15 protein-coding genes are annotated in these 17,428 nt (G+C 71.8%); 10 read left to right on the forward strand and 5 right to left on the reverse strand.

Annotation, left to right across the window (positions count from 1 at the left end; all coding sequences use genetic code 11):
* Nucleotides 1–36 precede the first annotated feature (36 nt).
* From O7598_RS26770 to O7598_RS26790, 5 genes are all read right to left on the reverse strand, one after another.
* A complete protein-coding gene (locus O7598_RS26770) occupies nt 37–1,110 on the reverse strand; it encodes a polyprenyl synthetase family protein (protein WP_269694000.1) in 1,074 nt (357 codons plus the stop codon).
* A 12-nt stretch (nt 1,111–1,122) separates the two neighbouring features.
* Nucleotides 1,123–2,004, reverse strand: coding sequence for an SAM-dependent methyltransferase (locus tag O7598_RS26775; RefSeq protein ID WP_091072690.1), 882 nt, complete (start codon nt 2,002–2,004; stop codon nt 1,123–1,125).
* Between the two features lie 39 nt (nt 2,005–2,043).
* Nucleotides 2,044–3,081, reverse strand: coding sequence for a zinc-binding dehydrogenase (locus tag O7598_RS26780; protein WP_269694001.1), 1,038 nt, complete (start codon nt 3,079–3,081; stop codon nt 2,044–2,046).
* Nucleotides 3,081–4,235: an acetylornithine transaminase gene (locus tag O7598_RS26785; RefSeq protein WP_442929897.1), complete on the reverse strand. Its 1,155-nt coding sequence runs from the start codon at nt 4,233–4,235 to the stop codon at nt 3,081–3,083. Before O7598_RS26785 ends, O7598_RS26780 begins: the two co-directional genes overlap by 1 nt.
* Before the next feature lie 312 nt (nt 4,236–4,547).
* On the reverse strand, nt 4,548–5,426 hold the full coding sequence (locus O7598_RS26790) for a bile acid:sodium symporter family protein (protein WP_269694003.1): 879 nt from the start codon (nt 5,424–5,426) through the stop codon (nt 4,548–4,550).
* A gap of 291 nt (nt 5,427–5,717) precedes the next feature.
* Between O7598_RS26790 and O7598_RS26795 the strand changes: the two genes are divergently transcribed.
* The 10 genes from O7598_RS26795 to O7598_RS26840 are packed head-to-tail and all read left to right on the forward strand — an operon-like array spanning nt 5,718 to nt 17,404.
* Entirely contained in the window at nt 5,718–6,803 is a 1,086-nt protein-coding gene (locus tag O7598_RS26795; RefSeq protein WP_269694004.1) for a polyprenyl synthetase family protein, read from the forward strand.
* On the forward strand, nt 6,800–8,368 hold the full coding sequence (locus tag O7598_RS26800; RefSeq protein ID WP_269694005.1) for a prenyltransferase: 1,569 nt from the start codon (nt 6,800–6,802) through the stop codon (nt 8,366–8,368). The genes O7598_RS26795 and O7598_RS26800 overlap by 4 nt, the downstream gene beginning before the upstream one ends.
* Entirely contained in the window at nt 8,358–9,305 is a 948-nt protein-coding gene (locus tag O7598_RS26805) for a terpene synthase family protein (protein ID WP_269694006.1), read from the forward strand. Before O7598_RS26800 ends, O7598_RS26805 begins: the two co-directional genes overlap by 11 nt.
* Nucleotides 9,306–9,347: 42 nt before the next feature.
* Nucleotides 9,348–10,715 (forward strand): cytochrome P450, encoded by a 1,368-nt coding sequence (locus tag O7598_RS26810; protein WP_269694007.1) that lies wholly within the window; start codon nt 9,348–9,350, stop codon nt 10,713–10,715.
* Nucleotides 10,712–10,918, forward strand: coding sequence for a ferredoxin (locus tag O7598_RS26815; RefSeq protein WP_269694008.1), 207 nt, complete (start codon nt 10,712–10,714; stop codon nt 10,916–10,918). Before O7598_RS26810 ends, O7598_RS26815 begins: the two co-directional genes overlap by 4 nt.
* A gap of 19 nt (nt 10,919–10,937) precedes the next feature.
* Nucleotides 10,938–12,728, forward strand: a complete 1,791-nt coding sequence (locus O7598_RS26820; protein WP_269694009.1) for a 1-deoxy-D-xylulose-5-phosphate synthase — start codon at nt 10,938–10,940, stop codon at nt 12,726–12,728.
* Nucleotides 12,729–12,738: 10 nt separating this feature from the next.
* Nucleotides 12,739–13,710, forward strand: coding sequence for a 4-hydroxy-3-methylbut-2-enyl diphosphate reductase (locus O7598_RS26825; protein WP_269694010.1), 972 nt, complete (start codon nt 12,739–12,741; stop codon nt 13,708–13,710).
* Between the two features lies 1 nt (nt 13,711).
* On the forward strand, nt 13,712–14,887 hold the full coding sequence (gene ispG / locus O7598_RS26830; RefSeq protein WP_269694011.1) for a flavodoxin-dependent (E)-4-hydroxy-3-methylbut-2-enyl-diphosphate synthase: 1,176 nt from the start codon (nt 13,712–13,714) through the stop codon (nt 14,885–14,887).
* A 17-nt stretch (nt 14,888–14,904) separates the two neighbouring features.
* Nucleotides 14,905–16,014, forward strand: coding sequence for an AMP-binding protein (locus O7598_RS26835; protein WP_269694012.1), 1,110 nt, complete (start codon nt 14,905–14,907; stop codon nt 16,012–16,014).
* A 1-nt stretch (nt 16,015) separates the two neighbouring features.
* Nucleotides 16,016–17,404 carry a phenylacetate--CoA ligase family protein gene (locus O7598_RS26840; RefSeq protein WP_269694013.1) on the forward strand — a complete coding sequence of 463 codons (1,389 nt, stop codon included), beginning with the start codon at nt 16,016–16,018 and terminating at the stop codon, nt 17,402–17,404.
* The last annotated feature ends 24 nt before the right edge of the window (nt 17,405–17,428 follow it).

A 17,428-nucleotide genomic window follows, 5' to 3' on the forward strand; every position in this document is an offset into this window, starting at 1 on the left:
TGCCTGCCGCCATGATATCGCGATACCGCCACCGATTCAGACGACGCGGGCGGATGCCCCGTCGTCGGCCGGCGCCGGCTGGTGGCCGGCCACGAGACGGAAGAGCGCGATCAGCCGGTTCCGTTCGGCCTCCGGCACGTCCGCCTCGCCGAGCTTGCCGAGCGCCACCTCCAGGTACCGTCCGGACAACGCCTCGGCCTGCTCCCGGCCACCGGCACGCTCGATCAGATCCGCCTGCGCCTGCACCTGGTCGTCCGTCGGCTCAGGTTGATCGAGCAGTGCCGCCAGCTCGGCGGCCGCGGCGTTGCCCGCCCGCAACGCCAGGATGACCGGGATCGTCTTCTTCGCCCGGCCCAGATCGCTGCGGGCCGGCTTGCCGGTCAGCGCCGGGTCGCCCCAGATGTCCTCCACGTCGTTGGCGACCTGCCAGGACAGTCCGAGGTGCCGGCCCGCCTCGCGCAGGGCGTCCACAGTCGCCGTCCGTGCCCCACCCAGGACCGCACCGATCGCCGTCGCGGCTTCCAACAACGCCGTCGTCTTGGCGCACGCCCGCAGGTAGTGCGGGACGTCGACCTCCCGGACGGGCACCTGCTCCAGGGCGAGGTCCGCCGCCTGCCCGTCGATCATCTGGTGGAGCGCCGCCAGCAACAGGTCCGCCGAGTCCCGGCCCGGGCGGGAGTTCAGCGACCGTAGGGCACGGAAGGCGGTGGCGATGAGCGCGTCGCCGGCAAGGGTGGTCATGCCGGTCCCGTACACCACCCAGGCCGCCGGCCGCCCCCGGCGGAGCGCGTCGGCGTCCATGATGTCGTCGTGCAGCAGTGAGAAGTTGTGGATCATCTCCACCGCCACGGCGCCCGGGATCGCCGTGGCCGGCTCGGCGCCGACCGCGCCCGCCGACATCAGGGTCAGCGTGGCGCGGAGCAGCTTGCCGGCGCCGTCACCGGTCGGGGCGCCGCCGGCGTCGGACCATCCGAAGTGGTAGCCGCACAGGCGGGACAGGTCCGGGTGCAACCCGTCGACGATGTCGCGCAGGGCGCTCTCGACCGAGTGGCGGGCCTCGTCGAGTCGCGCGTCCTCGCGTACCGGACGACTCTGCTGGACCAAACTCATCGGGACCTCCGGTCAGTGGTCGGTGGGCTCGACGACCCGCTCGGCGGCGATGACCACGTAGTTCAGGGAGTTCGTCCGGTAGCCGGCGAGGAAGGGCACCTCGACACCGGTCTTCAGCGCGCTGTTCTCACGCAGCTCCCAGTACGGGATCGCCTCGGCGGTGAGGTCCAGGACCCGGGAGGGCACGAGGCCGTTGTCCGACAGCGCCTTCAGGTAGGCGCTCCGCTTGTGGATGTGGCAGACGTAGTGCTCGTCGATGGCGGCGACGTCGTCCGACTTGTCGGCCACCGCGTCGTTCTGGCACCACGTCACCAGGACGTAGCGCCCGCCGGGGCGCAGCAGCCGGGAGAACTCCGCGAACGCCTCGTTCAGGTCGACGTACATGGTCGTCTCGTTGCTGACGATGGCGTCGAAGGAGCCGCTCTCGAAGGGCGTCTTGGCCATGTTGGCGTAGTGGAAGTTGACCTTGTCGGCGCACTTGCGCTGCTCGGCGAGCCGCTCGGCGAACTCGATGTGGTGGGTGCAGAAGTTGACCCCGTCGACCTGGCAGCCGTACCGCTCGTGCACCATGAAGCTGGTCCCGCCACGGCCGGAGCCGGCGTCCATCACCCGGGCGTCCGGCGGCAGGCCGTCGAGGGCGTCCAGGATCAGCTCGACCTGCTCGTTCTCCATGCGGTGCATCTCCCGCAGGATCAGCCGCTCGCGCTCGTCCGGCGGCGCCTGCAACAGCTTCCGGTTGAAGTCACCCACCGCGTAGTGGTGGTGGTACAGCCCGTCCATCGCGCCCAGCAGAAGGTTGATCGGGTCGCTCTGCTTCTCCTCCCAGTGGTCGTTGAGGTCCTGCTCGTAGTGGTTGCGGACAACCTCGTCCTTGGTGCCGAGATCGATCGACATTGAAGTCTCCTCGTTTCTGAGCGTTCCGGTCCGTCCGCTTCAGATGCGGATGAGCGTCTTGAGGGCGCGGCGTTCGTCCATGGCCGCGTAACCGTCGGGCACGTCGGTGAGCCCGACGGTGAGATCGAAGATCGGAGCCGGGTCCAGCGCTCCGGACAGCACGTCGGCCAAGAGGTGCGGGATGTAGGTGCGAGCCGGGGTGATGCCACCGGCCAGGGTGAGGTTGCGGTCGAACATCGCCCGCAGGTCGATGCCGTCCTGGCTGCCGTGCGGCACACCGACGAAACCGATCCGCCCGCCCGGGGCCGCCACCGCCGTCGCGGCCGCCATGGCGTCGGCGGTGCCGACCGCCTCGACGACGCTGGTGAACCCCTTTCCCTCGGTCAGTTCCAGGGCGTGCGCCGCCACCGAGCCGGCGTCCGCGAGGACCACGATGTCCGCGCCGAACCGGCGGGCGACCGCCGCCCGGCTCCGGTGGTGACCGAAGACGGCGATCCGGGCCGCGCCGAGCCGCCGGGCAGCCAGCACCGCGCAGAGGCCGACCGCCCCGTCACCGACCACTGCCACGTCGGAACCGGGTCCCACGCCGGCGCCACGCGCCCCGTGGTGCCCGGTGCACATGACGTCGGAGAGGGCCAGCACGGCCGGCATCCGGTCCTCGTCGACGTCGGCGGGCAGCGCGACCAGAGTGGCGTCGGCGTACGGCGCGGTCACCGCCTCGCCCTGGGCGCCGTCGGCGCCCGGGTCGCCCCAGAAGCCCTTGCTCGGGCACGAGGTGGGCAGGCCGGCGACGCAGTAGGCGCAGGTCCCCTCGGACCACACGAACGGGGCGACGACACGGTCCCCCCGCCGCAGGGTGCGCACGTCCGCGCCGACGTCCTCCACCACCCCGACGAACTCGTGGCCGATCCGCTGGCCCGGTTGACGCGGGACCCGGCCGCGGTACGCCCACAGATCGCTCCCACAGACGCAGGAGTGGGTGACCCGGACGACGGCGTCGGTCGGGTGCCGGATCGCGGCGTCGGGCACCTGCTCGACCCGGATGTCCTTCGGCCCGTGGATGGTCACCGCGCGCATCAGCGCACCTCCGCGTCGAGCGCGGTGGTGAGGATTCCCGGCAGCGCGTCCAGGAAGGCGCGGGCCTCCTCGACGGTGAGCACCAGTGGAGGCGACAGCCGCACCACGTCCGGCTGGACGGCGTTGATCAGGAAGCCGGCCTGCCGGGCCGCTTCCTCCACCCGGGTGCCGTACGGTCCCGCGAGCACGATGCCGAGCCAGAGGCCGCGGCCGCGGACGCCCCGCAGCAGGGGATGGTCGGTCCGGGCGATCCCGTCGCGCAGCACCCCGCCGACCGTCCTCGCGTTCGCCAGCAGGTCGTCGCGTTCGATGACCTCCAGCACGGCCAGCGCGGCGGCGCAGGCGACCGGGTTGGCGCCGAAGGTGGAGCCGTGGTCGCCCTTGGCGAAGACCGAGCCGAACCTGCCGAACCCGACGCAGGCCGCGATGGGAAGCCCACCGCCGAGCCCTTTGGCGAGGGTCACCACGTCCGGCCGGACTCCGACGGCGAGATGGTGGAACCACTCTCCGGTCCGGCCGATCCCGCTCTGCACCTCGTCGAGGACCAGAACGGCGCCCGTCTCGTCACACCGGTCGCGGGCGGCGCGCAGATAGTGCGGGGGTGGCTCGACGATCCCGGCCTCACCCTGGATGGGTTCCAGGAAGACGCCCGCGCACTCCGGCGTCACCGCCCGGGCCAGGGCCTCGGTGTCGCCGTAGGGCACGAAGCGCACGTCGAATCCGAACGGGGCGAACGGGTCGCGGATCGCGGGCTTGCCGGCCAGGGCGAGTGACCCCATCGAGCGGCCGTGGAAGCTCTGCCAGGCCGCGACGACGTGGGACCGGCCGGTGCCGGCGTGCCGGCGGACCAGCTTCAACGCGGCCTCGTTGGCCTCGGTGCCCGAGTTGGCGAAGAAGACCCGGCCGTCGCCGCCGAGCAGGTGGAGCAGGCGCTCGGCCAGCAGCACCTCGGGTTCGTGCAGGTAGAGGTTGGAGATGTGGGCGAGGCGACCGACCTGCCGGCAGACCGCCTCGACGAGCGCCGGGTGGGCGTGCCCGAGCGCCGAGACGGCGATGCCGGCAATCAGGTCCAGGTAGGCGTGGCCCTGCGTGTCCCACACCCGGCTGCCGCTGCCGTGGGAGATGACCAGGGGCGGGGTGCCGTAGTTGGGCATCAACGCATCTTCGAACCGACGCCGAAGTCCAGATTCGGCAGACAATACGTCGGAAGCCATCAGCAGAATGCCTTCTCTCGATCAGAGGAAAACCCACGCACGATCCCGCTCAATTAGCGGGATAATCGCTTTCCGCTCGCCCGTCGGACGGCTGCGCCCCGATGACCCGGTCGCGATACCAGTCATGTGAACACACCCAAACAATGGGCCGCAACCCTCCGCCGCCGATTACCCGTCAACGATGCACACCGCGTCGTCGGCGCTTTCCTCCTTCGCGACTCGCGCATGCACATCTGTTGCACGACGGGCCACTCACACCGGCACGCGCTGGCGCCGGCGGGTCAGCAGCAGGACGGCCAGCGCCGCGCAGGGCACGGTGATCACCGCGTAGACGACGGCCGGGATCGCGATCTCGGGATCGCCGAGCATGCCGGGGTCGAGGGCGATGGTCACGGCGAGCGCGCTGTTGTGGATGCCGACGTCCATGCCGACCGCGACGGCACGCGGCCCCTCGACGCCGCACAGGCGCGGGACGGCGTACCCGAGGGCCAGGCTGGACAGGCAGAACAGGATGGCGGCGGCCCCCACCCGACCGAGTTGGGCGAACAGTTGTGCCCCCTCGTGCAGCACGGTGGCGACGGCGATGAGCGCCAGGAACGCCACCGACAGGCCCCGGATCAGGGGTTCGAGCCGGCGCGCGAGTGCGGCGTCGCGGGCCCGCACGACCATGCCCACCGCGACCGGGGCCAGGATGACCAGCACCAGGCGGACGATCTCGGCGGGACCGAGGCCGGCGGACCCGGCCTCGGCCGGCAGGAAGTACGCCAGGGCGAGGTTGACGACCACCGGCAGGGTCACCACGGAGAGCACCGTGTTCACGGCCGTCATGGTGATGTTGAGCGCGACGTCGCCACGGGCCAGGTGACTGAAGAGGCTCGCCGTGGTGCCGCCGGGCGAGGCCGCGAGCAGCAGCATGCCGACCGCCAGCTCGGGTGGCAGTCGCAGCGCGACGACCAGGGCGAGGCAGAGCACCGGCAGGACCAGCAGTTGGCAGGCCAGCCCGCAGATCAGGGCCCGGGGCCGACGCAACGCGGCGCCGAAGTCCCCACGGGTGAGGGTGGTACCGAGGCCGAACATCAGCACGGCGATGACGAGGGGCAGCAGCAGCCCGGCGAGCGGTGGCAGGGTCAAGACGTCGACCTCCGCAATTGTCGGGGACGTGCTCCGATCACCGCACATTGACGCATGGCCAAGTCCTTGAAAAGGCCTACGATCGCACCACCGGCATCAACATTCGCGACTCCGCTGTTGACATCGGCGGCCTTGCCGGGCGGAAAGCGCCGCCGGTAGCGTCGGCAGGGCCGAGGAGCGTGGAACAGCCGATTAATGGCGGCACCGCGGCAGCACCGTCCTCATTTGTCCGCCGGCCGCGAAATGCGCGGCGCGGGCCGCAAACCGTGCTGGAAGGAATTCGCTGAGCCCATGGTGACCATCGAGGCCGGAATAGGCCCGCACTCCCGCACGCTCCGCACCGACCTGCGTGGCGCGGTCGACGACGCGCTGGACGCCTTCTTCACCGAGAAGGCGGGGCTCTCGGCGGGCACCGCCATGGAGGGGGTGGTCGAGGCGCTGCGCGCCTACGTCCTGGCCGGCGGAAAGCGCCTGCGGCCGTTGCTCTGCCTCTGCGGGTGGCAGGCGGCGGGCGGCTCACCGCGGGATCCCGCAGCGGTGCGAGCCGCCGCCTCCCTCGAACTCTTCCACGCCTTCGCGCTGATCCACGACGACATCGTCGACAACGCGGCGGTACGCCGCGGCCATCCGAGCCTGCACGTCTCGCTCGCGCTCCTGGGCCGCGGCGACCACCGGGCCCGTAACGAGCGCTTCGGGCGGGACAGCGCCATCCTGGTCGGCGACCTGGCCATGGTCTGGTCCGACGAGATGCTGCACGGCAGCGGGATGACCCCGACGCAGCTGCGGGCCGTCCGGCCGCTGCTCGACCAGATGCGCTCCGAGCTGATGTTCGGTCAGTACCACGACCTGCTCAGCAGCGACACCTCGCCGGACGTCGGGACCGCCCTCACCATCGCCAGCTACAAGAGCGGCCGGTACACGGTGCAGCGACCGCTGCAGATCGGCGCCGCGCTGGCCGGCGCCGACGAGTCGCTGCTCGACGCCTGCACCGCCTTCGCGCTGCCCATCGGGGAGGCCTTCCAGCTCCGGGACGATCTCCTCGGCATCTTCGGCGACGCCCGGCACACCGGCAAGTCCACCCTGGACGACCTGCGTGAGGGCAAGGGCACGGTGTTGATGGCCCTCGCGCTGCGGGACGCCGACCCGACCCAGCGGGCCACCCTGTCGAGCCTCGTCGGCGACCCGGCCCTCGACGAGGCCGGCGCGGCGCAGGCCCGCGCGGTCCTCGTGGCGACCGGCGCGGCCGCGAAGGTCGAGCAGATGATCGAGGAACGGCTGCGCCAGGGTCTCGCGGTCCTCGACGACGCCCCCTTCCATCCCGACGCCCGGGACGCCCTCCGTGACCTGGCGCGCGCCGCGACGGTGAGGGCGGCATGAGCGCCGCGCCGCTCGCCACGACCACCGCGGCGGACATGCTGCTGCACGAGGCGGCCGCGGACGACTGGGCCCTGATCAGCCCCTCGGTGTACGAGTGCGGCCGGATCGTCTCGGAGGCGCCCTGGCTGGACGGACACCCGGCCCGCCTCCGGTTCCTGCTGGCCGAGCAGGCCACCGACGGCGGTTGGGGTCTGGCGGGCTTCCGCCTGGTGACCAGCCTGAGCGCCACCGAGGCGCTGCTCACGGCCTGCGATCGTGGCCTGCCCCAGGACCGGGCGGTGCCGACCGAGGAACTGGCCGGGGCCGCCGCCGCCGGCGCGCGGGCGCTACGCGGCTGGCTCGACGAGCCCGAGGTCGCCCTGCCCGACCTGGTCGCCATCGAGGTTCTCGTGCCCCGGCTGATCGACCTCGTCAACGATCACCTGCGCCGGTTCGAGGCGGCCCACCACCCGGTCCTGGCGCCGGTGGCCGGAGGTGGTCCGCTCGCCACCCCACCGGGTACGGCGCCGGAGATCCTGCGTCGGCTCCGCGGCGCGACGGCCGCCGGGCATCCGGTACCCCCGAAGCTCTGGCACAGCTGGGAGATCATCGGTTCGGACCGGTCGGCCGATCCGGCCGTGACGCCGGTCTCCGGCAGCGTCGGCTGTTCCCCGGCCGCGACCGCGGCCTGGCTGCGGAACCGCCCGGAGGCGGACCATCCGTCGTTGCGCTACCTGGACGCCGTGCAGGCGCGGGCGGACGGGCTCTTTCCCGTCGGCGCCCCGATGCCGCACTTCGAACGGTCCTGGATCATCAACCTGTTCCAGGTCCACCGGGTGCCGTGCCGGGTGCCGGAGCCCGTACTCGACGCCCTGGAGCTGGCCCTCGGCGAGGACGGCGCGGCCGCCGGCGACGGCCTGCCGGTGGACGCCGACGACACGGCCTCGGTCCTGTGGGCGCTGGACGCGCACGGCCGCTCCCCCGACCTGGACAGCCTGTTGCGTTACTACGACGGCACCCGGTTCTACACCTATCCCGACGAGCGCACCCCCTCGCCGACCGCGAACGGGCACGCGCTGGAGGCGCTGGGGCACCGGCTCGACCGGCGCCCCGACGAGGCGGACCGGTACGCCGCGCCGGCCCGGGTCACCCGGGACTGGCTCGTCGACGCGCAGGCGGCCGACGGGAGCTGGGCGGACAAGTGGCACGGCTCGCCGTACTACGCGACGGCGACCTGCGCGAACGCCCTGGCCAGCTACGGCGGCGCCCAGGCACGGCCGGCGGTGGAACGGGCCGTCGACTGGATCCTGGGCACGCGGCAGGGCGACCGCTGGGGGCACGGCTCCGGGACCGCGGAGGAGACGGCGTACGCCGCCTGGATCCTGAGCCTCAGCACCCGCGACGACCGGCGGGCGGAGATCCGGGCCGGGATGGCCGCGGCCCGCGCGACGCTGGCCGCGGCGGAGATCACCCCGCGGACCCCGGCGCTCTGGATCGGCAAGGACATCTACACCCCGGTACGGATCGTGCGGGCCACCTGCCTCGCGGTCCTGCACCGCCTCGACGGGAGCGCCCATGGAGACTGAGACGCTGCTCGTGCCCTGTCCCTTCCCCGACCGGTCGCACCCCGGTGGGGCGGCCGCCGCGGGTTACGTCCGGCAGGTCGCCGCCGAGATCGGCCTGGTCGGCCCCTCCAGCGCCAAGGTGTTGAACGGCATCGCGCTCGGTGAGGCCGCCGCGCTCACGTTCCCGGACACCGACCAGGACCGGCTCCAGGTGGCCACGCTCTGGATCGCCTTCCTGGTGCTGTTCGACGACGCCTGGAGCGACCTGGTGGACTTCGACGGCGCCTGGCGGAGCCGGGTGCGGGCGCAGCACGACTCCATCGAGGAGGTGCTGGGCGGGCGGCCCGCCGGGCCGGCGCACGGCCCGCTCGTCCGGCTGCTCGCCCGGATCCTCGACGACATCGCGCGCATCGATCCGGAGTTCGACACCACCCGGTTGCGGCAGGAGATCCGCAACTACCTGGCCGCGACGCTGTGGGAGCTGGACCTGCGCAGCCGCGGGCGCGTCCCCGACCTGTCGTCCTACCTGCTGATGCGTCGGGTGTTCAGCACCATGAGCGTGCAGGTGGAGCTGGACTGGTTCGTCGACCGGCTCGCGTTGCCCGAGGCGGTCCGGCTGCACCCGTGCGTGCGGCTGGTCGACGCGGCGGTCGCCGACTACGGCTGCATCGCCAACGACCTCTACTCCCTCGACGCGGAACGCCGGGACGGGATCAGCTCGAACATCGTCATCGTCCTGGAGCACGAGTACGACTGGCCGGAGGACCGGGCCGTCGCGTACGCCCGGCGCCTCGCCGAGCAGGCCCTGGCGACCTTCCAGCACATCCGCGCCGAACCGGGCAGTTTCGGTCTGCCCGACGACGAGGCCGTCCGCCGCTACTTCCACCACTACGAGTCGTTCATGTCGGCCGCCGTCCGCTGGCCGGCGCGCTCGGCGCGTTACCGAAGCCAGAGCTGACCAGCCACCGGTGCCGGTGGTCACTGCGAAAGGCAGGTGTCCGTGTCCATCACCACGCACGCTCCCCGACGGGAGGCCCGGCCTCCCCGCGTCCCGGCCGGGCTGCCCCTCGTCGGTCACGGCCTCCAGCTGCTCCGGCGGCGACTGGACTTCCTGCAGGAGGCCCGCCGCTACGGCCCGGTGGTCCGGGTCGGTCTCGGCCCGTCGACCGCGTACCTCGTCAACGACCACACCCTTCTGCACCAGATGCTGGTGAACGACGCCGCGCTGTTCCCGCGCGGCATCCACTTCCGCAAGGCGCGGGCGGTCGCCGGCGACGGCATCATCACCGCCGAGGGCCCGGCGCACCGCCGGCAGCGCCGCCTGGTGCTGCCGGCCTTCAGCCGCAAGCGCGTCCACGGGTACGGCGACGTGATGCGCCGGATCGCCATGGAGCGCATCTCGTCCTGGCCGGAGGACCGGCCGATCGAGTTGAAGCCGGAGTTCGTCTCGCTGGCCACGACGATCGGCACCCGGGCCCTCTTCTCCACGGACCTGGGGGCGTCCGCGGTCTCCGTCATCGAACGGGCGTTGCCGGTGCTGACCCGGGGGGTCAGCCTCCGGGCCATGGACCCGACCGGCCTCGTCGAGCACCTGCCGCTGCCGACGAACCGCCGGTTCGGCGCCACCATGCGTGAGCTGCACGCGGTGATCGACGGCATCATCGCCTCCTACCGGCGGACCGAGCAGCAGGGGGACGACCTGCTGTCGTTGCTGATGCTCGCCACCGACGAGGGGGACGGGAAGGGGATGACCGACCGGCAGTTGCGGGACGAGGTCATCAGCATCCTGCTCTCCTCGGCCGAGACGACGGCGCTGACCATGAGCTGGGCCTGCCACGAGCTGGGCCGGCACCCCGAGGTGTTCCGGTCCCTGCGGGCCGAGGTCGACCGGGTCCTGCCCGACGGCGAGCCACCCCGGCACGAGCAGCTGCCCGAGCTGGAGCTGACCCGCCGGGTGGTGAAGGAGACGCTGCGGCTCTACCCGCCCACCTACTTCCTGTCCCGCACGGCGACGAAGGACGTCCGCCTCGGCCAGCACCTGATCCCGGGCGGCAGCACGGTGCTCTACTCCTTCTACTCGCAGCACCGCGATCCCCGGCTGTTCCGGGACCCGCACACCTTCGACCCGGACCGGTGGCTTCCCGAGCGGGCCGCCGACGTCACGCCGGAGGCGTACATGCCGTTCGGCGAGGGCGCCCACCGGTGCGTCGGGGAGGGCTTCGCCTGGGCGGAGGCGATGACGTCGCTGGCGATCATCGCCCTGCACCGCGACCTGCGGCCGGTGGACGGCGACCAGGTCAGGCCCACCGGCACGGTGACGCTGATGCCGCGCGGCCTGTCGATGGTCCTGCCGAGGCGGGCGGCATGAGCGCCGCACACGAGGTGACGGTGGACCGGGACGTCTGCGTCGGCGCCGGCCAGTGCGTGATGCACGCGCCGGAGGTCTTCGACCAGGACCTGAACGGGGTCGTGACGCTGCGCACCACCGACGCCGGGGCCGACGTCTGGGAGTACGTCCTGGAGGCCGCCGAACGGTGCCCGGTGAAGGCCATCACCGTGCCGGGCACATGAGCCAGGAAGGGGTGATCCCGTGCTGACAGAAGTCCACACACCTCACGACCTCAAGAGGTTGAACCCGGCGGAACTCGCCACGTTGAGCGCGGAGATCCGCGCGTTCCTGGTGGCGTCGGTGTCCCGCACCGGCGGGCACCTGGGGCCGAACCTCGGGGTGGTCGAGTTGACGATCGCGCTGCACCGGGTCTTCGACTCCCCGCACGACTCCATCCTCTGGGACACCGGGCACCAGGCGTACGTGCACAAGCTGCTCACCGGGCGACACGACTTCTCCCGGCTGCGGCAGAGCGGCGGCCTGTCCGGATACCCGAGTCGCGCGGAGTCCGACCACGACCTGATCGAGAACTCGCACGCCTCGACGGCGCTGTCGTACGCCGACGGCATCGCGCGGGCCCGGCAGATCCTCGGCGTGCGGGACCGCAGCGTCGTCGCCGTGGTGGGGGACGGCGCCCTGACCGGCGGGATGGCCTGGGAGGCGCTCAACAACATCGCCAGTGCCACCGACCGTCCGGTCGTCATCGTCCTCAACGACAACGGCCGGTCCTACGCGCCGACCGTGGGCGGCCTCGCCCGCCACCTGTCCAGCCTGCGCGACCACCGGGAGCCCGCCGCCGGGCCGTCGCCGGCCCACCCGGGCGTCTTCGCGCAGCTCGGCCTGCACTACATCGGCCCGGTGGACGGTCACGACACGGCCGCCGTGGAGGAGGCGCTGACCACGGCGCGGGCGCTCGGGGCACCCGTCGTCGTGCACTGCGTGACCCGCAAGGGCTGCGGTTATCCGCTGGCGGAGAGTGACGACCGGGACTGCTTCCACGGCATCGGAGTGATCGACTCGGTGACCGGACAGTTGATCACTAATGCCACGGCGCCCAGCTGGACCTCGCTCTTCGGCGACGAGCTCGTCCAGATCGGCGCCGAGCGCCCCGACGTGGTCGCGATAACCGCCGCCATGTTGCAGCCGGTCGGGTTGCAGCCGTTCGCGGAGAAGTTCCCGGACCGGGTCATCGACGTGGGCATCGCCGAACAGCACGCTGCCACCTGCGCCGCCGGCCTGGCGGCGGAGGGCCTGCACCCGGTGGTCGCGGTCTACGCCACGTTCCTCAACCGGGCCTTCGACCAGGTGCTGATGGACGTGGCCCTGCACCGCGCCGGCGTGACGTTCGTGCTCGACCGGGCGGGCATCACCGGCGACGACGGCCCCAGCCACAACGGCATGTGGGACATGTCGGTGCTGCACGTCGTGCCGGGGTTGCGGATCGCCGCCCCTCGGGACGGGTCCCGGCTGCGGGAACTGCTCCGCGAGGCGGTCGCCGTCGCGGACGTCCCGACGGTGGTCCGCTTCCCCAAGGGGAGCGCCCCGGAGGACATCGAGGCGCTCGAGCAGCGCGACGGAGTCGACATCATCGGCCGCTTCGGGTCCGGGTCCGACCTGCTGCTGGTCGCGGTCGGCGTGATGGCCGGCACCTGCCTGGACGCCGCCCGCCAGTTGGCCGGGCACGGGATCGGGGTGACGGTGGTCGACCCCCGCTGGGTCCGGCCGGTCAATCCCGCGCTGCTCGAGCTCGCCCGGCAGCACCGGACGGTCGCCACGGTGGAGGACAACCTCAAGGTCAGCGGGGTCGGTGCCGCGTTCGCGCAGGCCGTTTCCGACAACGGCATCGACACACCGTGCCTGACCTTCGGCATTCCCTCGGACTTCCTGGCGGTGGCGTCGCGCTCGCAGTTGCTGGCCGAGGTCGGACTGACCGCCGGAGCGCTGGTCACCGAACTTCGCCGCCTGGTCACCGACTCGCTGACGACGCAGTAGAGGGGCGCAGATGGACATCGGAGAGAAGAAGGTTCTGCTGGCCAATCCCCGGGGTTACTGCGCGGGGGTGGAGCGCGCCGTGCAGACCGTGGAGAAGGCGCTGGAGTTGTACGGCCCGCCGATCTACGTGCGTAAGGAAATCGTCCACAACCGACACGTGGTGCAGGCGTTGACGGCGAAGGGGGTCCGCTTCGTCGAGGAGAACGAGGAGGTGCCCGAGGGCGCGACGGTGATCTTCTCCGCGCACGGGGTCGCCCCGGACGTGCACACGTCCGCCGCCGCCCGCTCACTGCGGGTCATCGACGCCACGTGCCCCCTGGTGACGAAGGTGCACAACGAGGTGCGCCGGTTCGCCGCCGAGGGGTACGACATCCTGCTCATCGGCCATCAAGGGCATGAGGAGGTCCTCGGTACGGCGGGTGAGGCGCCGGCGCAGATCCAGGTGGTCGACACGCCGGAGGACGTCGACTCGGTGACGGTCCGCGACCCGGAGCGGGTGGTGTGGCTCTCCCAGACCACGCTGTCGGTCGACGAGACGCAGCAGACGGTCGGCCGGCTCCGTGCCCGCTTTCCCGCGCTGAAGTCGCCGCCCAGCGACGACATCTGCTACGCCACCCAGAACCGCCAGGAGGCGGTGAAGGCGATGGCGCCCGCGTGTGACGTGATCATCGTGGTCGGCTCGCCCAACTCGTCGAACTCGCAGCGGCTCCGGGAGGTCGCGCTGGAGGCGGGCGCGGGTGCGGCGTACCTGGTCGACTTCGCGCACGAGATCGCCGAGGAGTGGCTGGGCGACGCGCGCACGGTGGGGCTCACCGCCGGCGCCTCGGTGCCGAACGAACTGGTCGAGGACGCGCTCGGGTGGCTGCGTGAGCGGGGCTTCACCACCGTCGAGCACGTCACCACGGCGGTGGAGAACATCGTCTTCGCCCTGCCGCAGGAGCTGCGCGCCGCGCTGCGTCCCGCTCCCGGACGGGATGCCTGAGGTGGGCGCCGTCGGTCTCGGTATGCCTCCCGTGCCGCCGCCGCCGCTGGCTGCGCGTCGGGTCAGTCGTCAGATCATGGTGGGTTCGGTGCCGGTCGGTGGTGGCGCGCCGGTGTCGGTGCAGTCCATGACTACCACCCTGACCTCGGACGTCAATGCCACGTTGCAGCAGATCGCGGAGCTGACGGCGTCGGGTTGCCAGATCGTGCGGGTGGCCGTGCCGTCGCAGGACGACGTGGAGGCGCTGCCCGCGATCGCCAGGAAGTCGCAGATCCCGGTGATCGCCGACATCCACTTCCAGCCGAAGTACGTGTTCGCCGCGATCGACGCCGGATGCGCGGCGGTGCGGGTGAACCCGGGCAACATCCGGCAGTTCGACGACAAGGTCAAGGAGATCGCCCGGGCCGCCGGCGACGCGGGCGTGCCGATCCGGATCGGCGTGAACGCCGGCTCGCTGGACAAGCGGCTGCTGGCCAAGTACGGGCGGGCAACCGCCGAGGCGCTTGTCGAGTCGGCGTTGTGGGAGTGCTCGTTGTTCGAGGAGCACGGGTTCCGCGACATCAAGATCTCGGTGAAGCACAACGACCCGGTGGTGATGATCCGCGCCTACCGGCAGCTCGCGCAGCAGTGTGACTACCCGCTGCACCTGGGTGTGACCGAGGCCGGTCCGGCGTTTCAGGGCACGATCAAGTCGGCGGTGGCGTTCGGGGCGCTGCTGGCCGAGGGGATCGGCGACACGATCCGGGTGTCGCTGTCCGCGCCGCCGGTCGAGGAGATCAAGGTCGGCAACCAGATCCTGGAGTCGCTGGGTCTGCGTGAGCGTGGCCTGGAGATCGTGTCGTGTCCGTCGTGCGGTCGGGCCCAGGTCGACGTCTACAAGCTGGCCGAGGAGGTCACCGCCGGGCTGGAGGGGCTGCCGGTGCCGCTGCGGGTGGCGGTGATGGGCTGCGTGGTCAACGGTCCCGGTGAGGCCCGCGAGGCCGACCTGGGTGTCGCCTCCGGCAACGGCAAGGGCCAGATCTTCGTCAAGGGCAAGGTCGTCAAGACCGTCCCCGAGGCCCAGATCGTGGAAACCCTGATCGAGGAGGCCCTACGCATCGCCGACGAGATGGGCGCCGAACTCCCCGACGAACTACGCGAACTGGTGCCCGGCGGCGCCACCGTCACCGTGCACTGAACCCCCAAGGAGAATCGATGACCACGTCGTTCGGCACCACCTCGCCGCTGGACCGCCCCTGGGACGAGCCCCTCGCGGCCGAGGAGCTCATCGCGGCGGCGATGGAGTGGCACTTCGACCCCAGCACCGGCTCGCCCTTCTGGCTGGACCAGGCGAAGAGCTTCGACTTCGACCCCCGCGCAGACGTCCGGTCGATCGCGGACCTGACGATGTTCCCGAACATCGTGGACCAGCTGCGCGACGTACCGGTCCGCGACCTGATCCCCCGCGGTTACGGGGACGACTACGTCCAGCCCCTCATCGCCGAGAGCGGCGGCACCACCGGCCCGCCCAAGCGCCTGATGTGGATGGCCGAGACGCTCGAGCAGGCGACGGCCTGGCACGCGGCCGGCCTGGCCCAGCACGGCGCCATCCGGCGCGGCGGGGACTGGCTCTGCATGGGCCCCACCGACCCGCACATGGCCGGGCACCTGATCCGCGCCACCGCGGCCAAGTTCCACGCGATGTGCTTCCTGCTCGACCTCGACCCACGCTGGGTGAAGCGGTTGATCGCCCGGGGCGCCACCGACGAGGTCGCGCAGTACGTCGAGCACGTCGTCGACCAGGCCGAGTGGATCCTGCGGAGCCAGGACATCTCGGTGTTCTACAGCACTCCCCCGCTGCTCGACGCGCTCTGCCGACGGAGCGGCATGGTCGAGCTGATCAACGACCGGGTGGACGTGATCGGCTGGGGCGGCACGAAGATGGACATCGAGGCCCGCAACCGGTACCAGCGTGACGTCTTTCCCGGCGTCCGGTTCATCGGTGGCTATGCGAGCACGATGATCGTCGGCGGCATCGTCGAACGCGCCGGCGGTTCCGGCGAGGACGCGGCGATCTTCGACCCGCCCTCCCCGGTGACGATCTTCTCGGTGATCGACCCGGCCACCGGCGAGAACGTGCCCTACGGGGAGCGGGGCCAGGTGCTCCAGCACCACATCAGCCGCGGGCTGCTGCTGCCCAACAACCTGGAGCGCGACTCCGCCATCCGTCTGCCGCACCCCCGCAACAGCGGTGGCGACTCCATCGCCGACGTGCAGCCGGTGACGGAGTTCTCCGGCAAGCCGGTCGTCGAGGGCGTGTACTGACATGGCGGAGAGCATCGGCTGGCTGCTGCGCGACATGCGCCGGGCCCGCAAGGGCGGACCGGAGGCCGTCGCCCGGCGCCAGCGCGCGCGACTCACCCGGTTGGTGGCGCACGCGCGGGCCCGCTCGCCCTACTACCGGGAGCTCTACCAAGGGCTGCCCGGCGAGGTGGACGACGTCCGCCGGTTGCCCACCACCGACAAGCGCACGCTGATGGCGAACTTCGACAGGTGGTGCGCCGACCGGCGGGTCACTCTGGATCTCGCCCGGGACTTCATCGACGATCCGTCCCGGGTCGGCCAGCCGTTCCTGGACTCCTACCGGGTGGGAACCAGTTCGGGCAGCAGTGGTGTCCGCGGGATCTTCCTGTTCGACGACCGGAGCACCGCGGTCACCAGCGCGATGGCCCTGCGCGCCTTCGGTCGCTGGCTGCGCTGGCCGGACGCCGCCCGCATCCTCGCCGGCGGTGCGCGGGCGGCCACGATCCTCGCCACCGGGGGGCACTTCGGTTCGTCGACGGTGCTTCCGCGGCGTCCCGACGGTCGCCGGGTGGGCGAGGACCGGCTCCGGGTCTTCTCCGTCTTCTCCCCGCTGCCGGAGCTGGTGGCACAGCTGAACGAGTTCCGTCCCAACGTCCTGATCGGCTACGCCGGCCAGCTCGCCCTGCTCGCCGGCGAGCAGGAGGCCGGCCGGCTGCGGATCCGACCGACTCTCGTGGTGCTCGGCGCCGAGGGCCTCTCCGCCCAGGGCTACCGACGCATCGCGTCGGTCTTCCGGGCCCGGATCGGCAACGGCTACGGCGCCTGCGAGTTCATGTCGACGGCAGCCAGTTGCCCGGAGAGCTGGCTGCACGTCAACAGCGACTGGGTCATCGTCGAGCCGGTCGACCGGGACCACCGGCCGGTCGCCCCGGGCGAGGTGTCCCACACCGTGCTGATCACCAACCTCGCGAACGAGGTGCAGCCGGTGCTTCGCTACGACCTCGGGGACTCGTTGCTCGTGCGTCCGGACCCGTGCCCCTGCGGTGACCCGTTCCCGGCGATCCGGGCGCAGGGCCGGGCGAGCGATCCGCTGGTGTTCGAGGACGATCACGGCGGTCAGGTGCCGGTCGCCCCGGTGGCGTTGGCCGGCGTCATCGACCGAGCCCCCGGGCTGGAGTTGGCGCAGGTCCACCAGACCTCGCCACGCAGCCTCAGCGTCCGCATGCGTACCGCCCACCACGCCGACCCGACCGAGCTTCGACGGATCGTGCACGGCGAGATCCAGACGTTCCTCCAGGCCCATCAGCTCCCGGACATCGAGGTGACGTGGAGCGACGAGCCGCCCGAGCAGTCCGCCGGCGGCAAGTATCGCCTGATCATCCCGTTCGCCGGTGAGCTGGACAAGTCCTGACCGGTGGGACGGAAGAAGGAGAGT

This window comes from Micromonospora sp. WMMC241 (assembly GCF_027460165.1).
GTDB classification, from domain to species: Bacteria; Actinomycetota; Actinomycetes; order Mycobacteriales; family Micromonosporaceae; genus Micromonospora; species Micromonospora humi.

What these genes read in the sequence shown, in the direction of transcription:
- O7598_RS26770 (WP_269694000.1), bottom strand. Translation starts at nt 1,110, where the DNA reads ATGAGTTTGGTCCAGCAGAGTCGTCCGGTACGCGAGGACGCGCGACTC.
- O7598_RS26775 (WP_091072690.1), bottom strand. Translation starts at nt 2,004, where the DNA reads ATGTCGATCGATCTCGGCACCAAGGACGAGGTTGTCCGCAACCACTAC.
- O7598_RS26780 (WP_269694001.1), bottom strand. Translation starts at nt 3,081, where the DNA reads ATGCGCGCGGTGACCATCCACGGGCCGAAGGACATCCGGGTCGAGCAG.
- O7598_RS26785 (WP_442929897.1), bottom strand. Translation starts at nt 4,235, where the DNA reads ATGCCCAACTACGGCACCCCGCCCCTGGTCATCTCCCACGGCAGCGGC.
- O7598_RS26795 (WP_269694004.1), top strand. Translation starts at nt 5,718, where the DNA reads ATGGTGACCATCGAGGCCGGAATAGGCCCGCACTCCCGCACGCTCCGC.
- O7598_RS26800 (WP_269694005.1), top strand. Translation starts at nt 6,800, where the DNA reads ATGAGCGCCGCGCCGCTCGCCACGACCACCGCGGCGGACATGCTGCTG.
- O7598_RS26805 (WP_269694006.1), top strand. Translation starts at nt 8,358, where the DNA reads ATGGAGACTGAGACGCTGCTCGTGCCCTGTCCCTTCCCCGACCGGTCG.
- O7598_RS26815 (WP_269694008.1), top strand. Translation starts at nt 10,712, where the DNA reads ATGAGCGCCGCACACGAGGTGACGGTGGACCGGGACGTCTGCGTCGGC.
- O7598_RS26825 (WP_269694010.1), top strand. Translation starts at nt 12,739, where the DNA reads ATGGACATCGGAGAGAAGAAGGTTCTGCTGGCCAATCCCCGGGGTTAC.
- O7598_RS26835 (WP_269694012.1), top strand. Translation starts at nt 14,905, where the DNA reads ATGACCACGTCGTTCGGCACCACCTCGCCGCTGGACCGCCCCTGGGAC.
- O7598_RS26840 (WP_269694013.1), top strand. Translation starts at nt 16,016, where the DNA reads ATGGCGGAGAGCATCGGCTGGCTGCTGCGCGACATGCGCCGGGCCCGC.